9 protein-coding genes are annotated in these 10,335 nt (G+C 65.4%); 3 read left to right on the forward strand and 6 right to left on the reverse strand.

The window, feature by feature from the left end:
- The 5 genes from IVB31_RS15910 to IVB31_RS15930 form a co-directional block, all read right to left on the reverse strand.
- On the reverse strand, positions 1–494 hold a 494-nt coding region (locus IVB31_RS15910), incomplete at its 3' end, for a hypothetical protein (protein WP_247323826.1).
- Positions 495–513: 19 nt separating this feature from the next.
- Positions 514–2,022: a glycosyltransferase family 39 protein gene (locus tag IVB31_RS15915; RefSeq protein ID WP_247323829.1), complete on the reverse strand. Its 1,509-nt coding sequence runs from the start codon at positions 2,020–2,022 to the stop codon at positions 514–516.
- Positions 2,023–2,120: 98 nt separating this feature from the next.
- Positions 2,121–2,954 (reverse strand): ribonuclease HII, encoded by an 834-nt coding sequence (locus IVB31_RS15920; protein ID WP_247323831.1) that lies wholly within the window; start codon positions 2,952–2,954, stop codon positions 2,121–2,123.
- A gap of 77 nt (positions 2,955–3,031) precedes the next feature.
- Positions 3,032–3,487 carry a VOC family protein gene (locus IVB31_RS15925; RefSeq protein WP_247323833.1) on the reverse strand — a complete coding sequence of 152 codons (456 nt, stop codon included), beginning with the start codon at positions 3,485–3,487 and terminating at the stop codon, positions 3,032–3,034.
- A 24-nt stretch (positions 3,488–3,511) separates the two neighbouring features.
- Positions 3,512–4,687: a PA0069 family radical SAM protein gene (locus tag IVB31_RS15930; protein ID WP_247323835.1), complete on the reverse strand. Its 1,176-nt coding sequence runs from the start codon at positions 4,685–4,687 to the stop codon at positions 3,512–3,514.
- A 211-nt stretch (positions 4,688–4,898) separates the two neighbouring features.
- Here IVB31_RS15930 and IVB31_RS15935 point away from each other — a divergent pair, with 211 nt between their 5' ends.
- Both IVB31_RS15935 and IVB31_RS15940 read left to right on the forward strand, forming a co-directional pair.
- Positions 4,899–7,313, forward strand: coding sequence for a phosphoketolase family protein (locus IVB31_RS15935; protein ID WP_247323837.1), 2,415 nt, complete (start codon positions 4,899–4,901; stop codon positions 7,311–7,313).
- Positions 7,314–7,321: 8 nt separating this feature from the next.
- Positions 7,322–8,512 (forward strand): acetate/propionate family kinase, encoded by a 1,191-nt coding sequence (locus IVB31_RS15940; protein WP_247323839.1) that lies wholly within the window; start codon positions 7,322–7,324, stop codon positions 8,510–8,512.
- A 161-nt stretch (positions 8,513–8,673) separates the two neighbouring features.
- On the opposite strand, the gene IVB31_RS15945 is transcribed toward IVB31_RS15940, so the two are convergent.
- Positions 8,674–9,510, reverse strand: a complete 837-nt coding sequence (locus IVB31_RS15945) for an RMD1 family protein (RefSeq protein ID WP_247323841.1) — start codon at positions 9,508–9,510, stop codon at positions 8,674–8,676.
- A gap of 328 nt (positions 9,511–9,838) precedes the next feature.
- Here IVB31_RS15945 and IVB31_RS15950 point away from each other — a divergent pair.
- A partial coding sequence (locus tag IVB31_RS15950) for a glycosyl transferase (RefSeq protein ID WP_247323843.1) occupies positions 9,839–10,335 on the forward strand: 497 nt, incomplete at its 3' end.

Here is a 10,335-nt window from a genome sequence, read left to right on the forward strand (position 1 = left end):
ACGCGCTTGGCGCCGATATCGATGGTCAGCCGATTGCCCTCGTCCGTTTCGCGCAGGCGGAGCGATTGAAGCTCCGGGCGACCCAACTCGGTACGAAGCCGCTTCGCAAAGACCGAGCTCCAGTAATTCTTTCTTTTCTGATGGGAATTCAGCTCGAGCGGCGGAATTCCGGAATCGTAGTCGATGCCGCCACGCTTGAGCAGCAGCGTCTCCGGCACGCAGGGGCGAAAGATCCGAAACGCAGTGTAGGCCGCAGCAACCCCACCGGCTGTCCAGCCGCCGAGCCAGAATATTATGAAGGCGTTGCCACTTCCGGACAGCAGCGTCGTCAGCGCCGATTTGAAGCCGAAGGCCCATCCGCCCAGCCAGAACAGCAGGAACAGGCCGCCGAGATAGCGCGTCGGACTTCCCTTGGCCGGAATGATGATGGCGGGCCCTTGGTCACCTTGTCTGATCGAGATGTCCGACCCAGTCGGCGGATTCAATCCATTCACGAGTCCCCCTGTTTGCGCTCTAGCTTCCCTTCGGCCGCACGATAGCCCAGCCGATGCGCAGGAGTTGCTGGCGTCCGGTCACCAGCCATTCGAAGGCGCGCGGGACTTCCGGGACGATGCCGGGAAAGCGCGCGAGGATTTCCGGCGGCGGGGTGCCGGCGGTATCGGAGGCGCGCCAGACCACGACGCCGCCGGTCTCGCTGAACTTGGCCTGCGACATCCACGGCGTCCGGGCAGGCTCGACATCGATGAATAGATGCGGCCGGCCGGAATGCAAGCTGATCAGGCTCGCAAGCTGGGTCTCGCCGGCGACCGCGCGCAGGCGATGGTTGGTGCGGCGGGCAAAGCTCTCGTCGAAGAAGTCCGAGATTGCCCGCGCCGGCATCGAGGTCGCGATCTCGTTGGCGCCGGTCCAGGGCAGGAACAGGACGGCGAGCACCACGCCGATCGCGGGCGCCACGACGGCGGCGGCCCACACCATCCGCAGCATGCGCGCGCGGCGCATCGCGATCAGATCGCCGGCCAGCACGACCACGGCGAGGCCCGACATGACCAGCACGACGCCGGCGCCGCCAACGACGGCGTCGAGGCCCAACAGGCCGGAGATCAGCACCGCGCCGAGCGCCGGCGCCAGGGCAAAGAAATAGACGAAGTTGCGCGCGAGCGGCGCGACCGGCGGGCGGTAGATGATCGGCGCCTCCTCGCTTCTGGGAACGAACAGGCCTGTGTTGAGGACCGTCAGCGCCGGGATCGCCGCGGCGCCGAGCACGAGCCCGCCGAGCAGCCAGGCCGCGTGCAGCGCGCGAGCATTGAGATCGGCGACCTCAGGCAGGGCCGGCAGGACCAGCGCCTCGGCGCGCATCAGCCAGACGGCATAGGGCAATGCCAGCACGGCGACGACCACCAGCGCAAACAGCGGGTCGAATGCGCGCAACGTGCGGCGGCCGCCCGCGGTTGCCAGCGCGAAGACAATGAGCAGCAGCAGGAGAAAGATCGCCGCGGGCGTCGTCAGCAGCAAGAGGCCGGCTTCGATCGACCAGGCGAACCAGGCATTGCCGCGGCGCTGGCCGATGATCTGCCAGGAATGCAGCAGCAGCAGCGCCCAGAGCGGCCGCGCCAGCACCAGGGGGCCGAAGTCGAGTGCGGCCGACGAGAAGGCCAGCACCGTCATGGTCAGCAGCACGGCCAGTACCGCCTGCTGAGGGCCGACCACGGCGCGGGACAGATGATAGAGCGTGATGAAGGTCGCGATCTCACAGAGTTCGGCCAGGACGTAGACGCCGAACAGGTGGCCGCCGGCGGCACGATAGGCGATGTCGGCAAGCCAGACCGGCAAGGGCGGGCCCAGATCGGTGCCGACCTGGTATTCGCGGCCGAAGGCCAGCAGGGTCGCAAGGCTGCCGGGCGGACTGCGATAAAACGCCACCGCCACGAACAGCCACATCGCGGCCTGAAGCAGCACGGCGATCCACACGATCAGCCGTGGCCGGGCGCGAATGAGCTCGATGACCAGGGAGGTAAACCGCATACAACGTCCGAAAGATGCAGCCAACCCGTCCAGCCGGCCCTATTCGCTCACGAATGTTTTGATAGAGGGCGCTGCGCGCCGTGGCAACCGAGTCTCGTCTAGAGATTTGCCGACGCGTCGATGTCCAAGCTTGCTTCCACCTGCACCTCCGTCTCAGTGACGCAGAACAGGTCCTGTACCGGCTCGACCGTCCAGGGCATGTGCTTGGCGCGGGCGGCAGCGACGGGGGCGAAGAAGCTGCGGTGGTGGACGGTGGGACCGAGGCGGTTGAGCGCGTCGAGATGCTCGGGAACGCCGTAGCCCTTGTGCTGCTCGAAACCGTAGCCGGGGCAGTCCTGCGCCAGCGCGCACATCAGGCGGTCGCGCGTCACCTTGGCGACGATCGAGGCCGCGGCGATCGACAGCACGATGCCGTCGCCGCCGATCACGGCCTCGCAATCGCATTCGGTATCGAGGCGGTCGCGGCCGTCGACGAAGACGTGGCGGGGCGCCTCAGGCAACGCCGCCACGGCGCGCTTCAGCGCCCACAGCGAGGCGCGCAGGATGTTGTCGCGGTCGATCCGGGAGCGCGAGGCGACGACGACTGAGACCTGCGCGGTGGCGCAGATCTTGTCGAACAGTCTTTCGCGCGCCTCGGCCGTCAGCCGCTTCGAATCGTCGATGCCGCGCGGGATGCGGTCGGGATCGAGAATCACCGCCGCCGCCACCACAGGACCGGCCAGCGGCCCGCGGCCCGCCTCGTCGCAGCCCGCCACCGGCCAGACGCCGCGCTTGATCAGCGCGCGCTCGCGGCGGAAGCTCGGGGCGACGATGATGGCGTTCTTGCCGTCCGGCGCCTTGACCAATGTTTTGGGTGCAGCCTTCTTTTTTTCGGGCGCAGTCTTTTTGGGCGCGCCTTTGGCCGGCTTGTTAGCGGATTGATCCCGAATCATGGCTGGGATCGTGCGCAAGGGGCCTCGCCTGCGCAACCGGGAACCCGGGATAATTCCCGTTATTCAGGCCAGCCGCTTCATTCCGCCAAATGCACCCGCCGGTCCTCGCCGACATCGATGCCCGGCGCGACCACGACCTCCCAGGGATGGCCGTCAGGATCGACGAAATAGCCGGAATAGCCGCCATAGTCGGTCTCATGCGCGGCCTTCAGCAGCGCGGCTCCCTGGCTGACGGCGAAAGCCAGCACCGTGTCGACCTCTTCACGCGTGGCGCAGTTCCAGGCGAGCGTCATGCCGCGGAAGGTCGTTGGCCTCGGATTCTCGGGCAATTTGGCATCGGCCGCGAGCTGATCCCAGGGAAACAGCGCGAGCACAGGGCCGCCGGTGTCGAAGAAGGCAACGGCCTCGCCGGTCCCCTTCAGCCGGCGCGAGAAACCGAGCGCGTCGTAAAAGGCAATGCTGGCGCTGATGTCGCCCACGCCGAGCGTGATGACGGTGAGCCGCGGCACCGGCGCCGGCAATGTCTGGCTCATGCTACACCCTCTTTCACTTCCCGATCAGAACAGGCTCAACTGATCGCCGTTCCGCTTCGGCCTCGCAAAATGATCCGTCGTCAGCTTCGAGCGCCGCTTGTTCAGCCCGAGCCTGTCGCAGGCGATCTCGAAGCGGCGGCCGATGGTCCAGGCCATCGGTCCCGTGCCCTTCATCCGCTCGCCCCACTTCGCGTCGTAGTCGCGGCCGCCGCGCATGTCGCGGATCAAGGTGAAGACGTGGCGGTAGCGGTCCGGATAGTTCGCCATCAGCCATTCGCGAAAGAGGTCGCGCACCTCCAGCGGCAGCCGCAGCAGCACGTAGGAGGCTTCCTTGACGCCGGCATGGGCGGCGGCATCGAGAATGCGCTCGATCTCGGAATCGTTCAGCGCGGGGATCACGGGCGCGACCATGACGGTAGTTGGAATGCCGGCGTCCGAAAGCTGCTTCAGCGCCTCCAGCCGCTTCGGTGGCGTCGAGGCCCGCGGCTCCATGGTGCGTGCCAGTTTCGGATCGAGCGAGGTGACCGAAATCCCGACCTTGGCGAGGTTGCGCTTGGCCATGCGCGCGAGAATGTCGATGTCACGCACCACCAGCGCCGATTTGGTGACGATGCCGACGGGATGGCCCGTGCGCTCCAGCACTTCGAGAATACCGCGCATGATTTTGCGGTCGCGCTCGATCGGTTGATAGGGATCGGTGTTGGTGCCGATCGCGATCATCCGCGGCTCGTAGCCGCTCGCGGCGAGCTCCTTCTCGAGCAGCGCGGGCGCGTCGGGCTTCACAAACAATTTTGACTCGAAGTCGAGCCCCGGCGACAGGCCCAGATAAGCATGCGTCGGCCGCGCGAAGCAGTACACACAGCCGTGCTCGCAGCCGCGATAGGGATTGATCGAGCGGTCGAAGCCGATGTCGGGCGAATCGTTGCGGGTAATCACCTTGCGCGAGGTGTCGATCCCGACCGTGGTCTTGAACGGCGGCAGCTCTTCAAGGCTCTGCCAGCCATCGTCGAAGGCGACGCGTGCCTCGGCCTCAAAGCGGCCGCTGGCGTTTGATTGCGCGCCCCGTCCTCGCCTGCGCGCGCCGTCGATGGCGACCGCGAGCTCAGGGAAAGCGGCGGGAAAATCGGAAGGCGCACCCGCCGGCTCGGAGGGCGCCGTGACCGGCGGGTGCTTGAGGGCACGAGAGGATGCTCGACTCATGAAGCCAAGATAGCACGAGAAAGGAACAAATCAAGAACAAGAACAAAAATCCGCAAAACAACCCCATGCACAGTAGAGCTGCCCAAAATTTGCGCGCCGGCCCTTGACCTCACGCAACGTCACCAACTTCGCAATTTCGTTTGGTGGCGCCGAAGGATCAATCGCGCCGGAGCAGGGTTGGTGACGATCGTTGCGCGAAGGTCGGCACAATATGACAATTCAACAACAATCGGCCGCCGCGAGCAGCCAATTCGAGCTTCTCGATCGCTACTGGCGTGCCGCCAATTATCTTTCGGTCGGACAAATCTACCTGCTCGACAATCCGCTGCTGCGCGAGCCGTTGCGGCCCGAGCACATCAAGCCGCGTTTGCTCGGCCATTGGGGCACAACTCCGGGTCTGAACTTCATTTATGCGCATCTCAACCGCGTCATCCGCGCGCTGGACCTGAACGTGATCTATGTCTGCGGTCCCGGCCATGGCGGTCCGGGCATGGTCGCCAACACATATCTGGAAGGCAGCTACAGCGAGATCTATCCGGATGTCGCGCGCGACGCGGACGGATTGCGCAAGCTGTTCCGGCAGTTCTCCTTCCCCGGCGGCATTCCGAGCCATGCAGCGCCGGAAACGCCGGGCTCGATCCACGAGGGCGGCGAACTCGGCTACGCGCTGGTGCATGCCTATGGCGCGGCGTTCGACAATCCCGATTTGATCGTGGCCTGCGTCGTCGGTGACGGCGAAGCCGAGACCGGACCGATTGCCGCGTCCTGGCACTCGAACAAGTTCCTGAACCCTGCGCATGACGGCGCTGTGCTGCCGATCCTGCATCTCAACGGCTACAAGATCGCAAATCCAACCGTGTTCGGACGAATGCGCGACGAGGAGATCCGTGGTCTCTTCCGCGGCTATGGCCACGAGCCGCTGTTCGTCGCGGGCGACGATCCCGAACTGATGCACCAGGCCATGGCGGACGCGCTCGATGTCGCATTCGCCAGCATCCGTTCGATCCAGCAGCACGCCCGTGACGGGCGCACGAGCGTCGAGCGGCCGCGCTGGCCGATGATCGTGCTGCGCAGCCCGAAGGGCTGGACCGGCCCGAAGGAGGTCGACGGCAAGAAGGTCGAAGGCTTTTGGCGCGCACATCAGGTTCCCGTTGCGAGCTGCCGCGAGAACCCGGCGCATCTGAAAATTCTCGAAGACTGGATGCGCAGCTACGAGCCGGAAAAGCTGTTCGACGCGAGCGGCACGCTCGTTGCCGAACTCCAGGCGCTTGCGCCCGAGGGCAGTCGCCGCATGGGCGCCAATCCGCACGCCAATGGCGGCCTTCTGAAGAAGGAGCTGAAGCTGCCGGACTTCCGCAGCTTCGCGGTCGAGGTCCCTCAGCCGGGCGGCGTCGTGGCGGAGGCAACCCGCGAGCTCGGCAAATTCCTGCGCGACGTCATTCGCCTCAACGCCGACGCCCGCAACTTCCGCATCGTGGGCCCGGACGAGACCGCGTCAAACCGGCTCGATGCGGTGTTCGATGCCACCGAACGCGTATGGATGCAGCCGATCGAATCCTACGACGTGCATCTCGCGCAGGACGGCCGCGTGATGGAGGTGCTGAGCGAGCATCTCTGCCAGGGCTGGCTCGAAGGCTATCTGCTCACCGGGCGGCACGGCTTCTTCTCCTGCTACGAGGCCTTCATCCACATCGTCGATTCCATGTTCAACCAGCACGCCAAATGGCTGAAGGTGACGCGGCATCTCGCATGGCGGCGCCCGATCGCCTCTCTCAATTATCTGCTGACCTCGCATGTCTGGCGCCAAGACCACAACGGCTTCAGCCACCAGGATCCCGGCTTCGTCGATCTCGTCGCCAACAAGAAGGCCGACATCGTCCGCATCTATTTCCCGCCGGATGCCAACACGCTGCTGTGGATCGCCGATCACTGCCTGCGCACCTATGACCGCATCAACGTGATCGTCGCCGGCAAGCAGCCGGCGCCGCAATGGCTGTCGATGCAGAACGCGGCCAACCACTGCGATGCCGGCATCGGAATCTGGAGCTGGGCCGGCACCGAAGACGCGAATGGCGAGCCCGATGTGGTGATGGCCTGCGCCGGCGACGTGCCGACATTGGAGACGCTTGCCGCCGTCGACCTCCTGCGCAAGGCGCTGCCCGACCTGAAGATCCGCGTCGTCAACGTCGTCGACCTGATGACGCTGCAACCGAACGAGCAGCACCCGCACGGCCTCTCCGACCGCGACTTCGACGGCCTGTTCACGCGCGACAAGCCGGTGATCTTCGCCTATCACGGCTATCCTTATCTCATCCACCGTCTGACCTATAACCGCACCAACCATGCCGGCATGCATGTGCGGGGCTTTGCCGAAGAAGGCACCACGACGACGCCGTTCGACATGGTCGTGCTCAACGGGCTCGACCGCTATCATCTCGCGATCGAGGCGATCGAACGTGTGCCGGGGCTCGCGGCCAAGGCGGCGCAGGTGAAGCAGCAATTCCGTGACAAGCTGATCGAACATTCGCGTTACGTGCGCGAGCACGGCGAGGACATGCCGGAAATCCAAAAATGGGTCTGGCAGAACAGCTCAGGCGGCAACACTCCGGCAGAGGCAGGCGACTGACAGCGGCCATGCCAGACGCGGTTCTCGTTCTCAACTCGGGATCGTCGAGCATCAAGTTCGGCCTGTTCGATATGTCGGCGGCCGTGCCCACACTGCTCTGCAAGGGCCTGCTCGACGAGCACGAGACCAAGCCGCGGCTCGTCGTGAAGAGCCCCGCGGGCGACGATTTGTTCGAGACGCGGCGAGAGGCGCCCGACGTCGACGGCGATCATCTGTTCGCCGACGTGCTCGGCTTCATCGAGGATCGTTTTGGCGACCATCCCTTGCGTGCTGTCGGCCACCGCATCGTCCATGGCGGTCCGGACTCTTCCGGTCCGGTCGAGCTGACGGATGATGTCTACGCGAAGCTGGAGGCGTTGACGCCGCTGGCGCCGCTGCACCAGCCGCGTTGTCTGGCGCCGGTCCGCACCATCAGGACGATCCGGCCGGCGCTGACGCAGATCGGCTGTTTCGACACCGCCTTCCATCACAGCATTGCGCCGCCCGCGAGCCGCTTCGCGATCCCGCGGCGCTATGAAGAGCGCGGTGTCCGGCGCTACGGATTTCACGGCCTCTCGTTCGAATATGTCGCGGGACGGCTCGCGGGGATCGCGCCGCAGCTCGTTGCGAAGCGCACCGTGATCGCGCATCTCGGCAACGGCGCGAGCCTGTGCGCCCTGCGCGATGGCCGCAGCATCGACACCACGATGGGCCTGACGCCGCTCGACGGCCTGGTAATGGGCACGCGGAGCGGCACGATCGATCCCGGCGTGCTGCTCTATCTGCAGCACCACGAGAAGATGTCGGTCGAGGATGTCCAGCACCTGCTCTATCACCAGTCAGGCCTGCTCGGCGTCTCCGGCATCTCTTCGGACATGCGCACGCTGCTCGCGAGCAGCAAGGCGGCGGCGCGGGAGGCGGTCGATCTCTTCACTCTCCGCGCGGCGCAGGAAGTGGCGATGATGGCGACCACGCTTGGTGGGCTGGACTGTTTGGTCTTCACCGGCGGCATCGGCGAGCACGCGAAGGAAATCCGCAGTGCAATCGCCGAGCGTCTTGGCTGGTTTGGCATGCGGATCGATGCCGCGACGAATGACGCGGCGCGCGAACGCATTAGCGGTGGCGACAGCGCCATCGAGGTCTTCGTCATTCCGACGAATGAGGAACTGATGATCGCGCGGCATTGTTCGGCGATGCTGCGACAAGGCAATCGCATTTGAGAGAGCGTGGCAGGCAATCTTTTCGTTGGCCATCCTTCGAGACGCCCGCTGTTGGCTCCTCAGGATGAGGTCCTAACGCGCGGCGAAATCTTAGACCCTCATGGTGAGCAGCGCCGCCTCACGGCGCGTCTCGAACCATAAGGCCCCGGACGCTCACAGAGTCAGTGCGTCCCCGACCAAATCTGGAAACAGCCGATCGCGACCTCGATCACGATCAGCACCACCACCGCGATTTCGAGGCGCAGCGAGCGCTGGGTGTCGATGATGTCGGTGAGCGCGTTGGCTGTCTCCGACACGGCGGTGAGCTTGCGCTCGAGCGTGTCGAGGCGCTCCTTCAGTTCGTACTCGTCTTCGAGACGGCCATAGAGCCGGTCGAGCTCCGGCTTCTCCCAGAGCACATCGGGCTTCTCGGCCACCGCAACGCGGCCCGCGACGCGCTGCTGGACCAGAAGCGCATTGCCGATGAGTTGCAAAATGCTCTTGCGCCGCGGCGGCGTGCGGCCCTGCTCGGCGAGCTTGCGCGCAAACGGCTCGATCACGTCGAAGACCGCGGCGACTCGCCGCTCGTCGCGGGCGAGCGAGGTGCTCTTGGCGAGCGCGTCCGCAATCAGCAGCAGCCGGTCGTCGGAGAATTTGGCGAGGCAGATCGGGCCGCCGGGCTGGATGGCCTCGGCGCTTTCGTCCTTGCAGAGCTGCGCCTGCGCGATCTCCTCCTCGAAGGGGCTGAGCTCGCCGGTGACGCGGGACTTCAGGCTGTCGAGCAGCACCTTCTCCTCCGAAGGGAGGAGACCGATCAGCACCACGACGCCGTAGCGGAAGATCACCGCAAGGCCGGCATGGACGCGGAAGGCAGCGGGCGTCGAAGAGACGGTCGACCCCAGCTCGAGCCCGGCGGGATTGATGCGTTCGCCGAGCATCACGGCGCGAATCCGCAGGGTCGGCGCCCCCGGCTTGGGAGACGGTGCCGGCGTGTTAACAGCAAGTTGGTCGACGTTCATTCGAGGCCCTTGTCCGCACCGCAGATTGCACGTTTTTCCCGTTTCCGCGCTCGCTAGGTATCGCAGCCTCTTCTTGCAGGATTGCGAACGGCCTGCGCGTCGCGCAATGTTGCGGCAACCTCCGGACTAATACGGTGAAGCGAGGACGGCGCCGAAACATTCGGCAATATCGCCGCCCGCACGAGACATATTTGGATGCGATGGCTCCAGCGGTTTACCATCGTATACCGAAGCGCGGCCGAAAAGTTGCACTCGGCAACGCTGCATGTTTATGACAACATCATACCTAGCTAGCTTCTCCCGAAATGCGGAGACTGAAGCCTCAATCATGCTGAGTGTCATCATTCCGACCGAAGGCGTCGAGCAGACGGCGGTCGCAACTCTGGCCGCGCTGGTACCCGGTGCCGCTGCGGGCGTCATCCGGGAAGTGCTCCTGGTCGACGGCACCCGCAACGGCGTTATCGAGCGCGTTGCCGACGTGGCAGGCTGCCGTTTCATCGGCTTCGAGGGATCCTCGCAAGGCGCCGCGCTCGCTGCCGGCGCACTCCAGGCCCGTTCGGCCTGGCTGATGTTCCTCCCCGCCGGCGCCGTACTGGAAACCGGCTGGATCGAGGAGACCACGCAGTTCATCCACTCCGTCTCGTCCAGCGGCCGGGACCGAGCGGCCGTCTTTCGCTATGCGCGCTCGCCATACGCCCATGCCGGATTCCGCGACCTCCTCCGGGCCGTGACGCGCAAGCTGGTCGGCCCCTTCGGCGATCAGGGCCTTTTGATCGCGCGTGATCATTACGACCGGATCGGCGGCTATCCGCCCCAAGCCCGCCG

Origin of the sequence: Bradyrhizobium sp. 21, from assembly GCF_023073335.1 — a bacterium.
Taxonomy (GTDB): Bacteria; Pseudomonadota; Alphaproteobacteria; order Rhizobiales; family Xanthobacteraceae; genus Bradyrhizobium.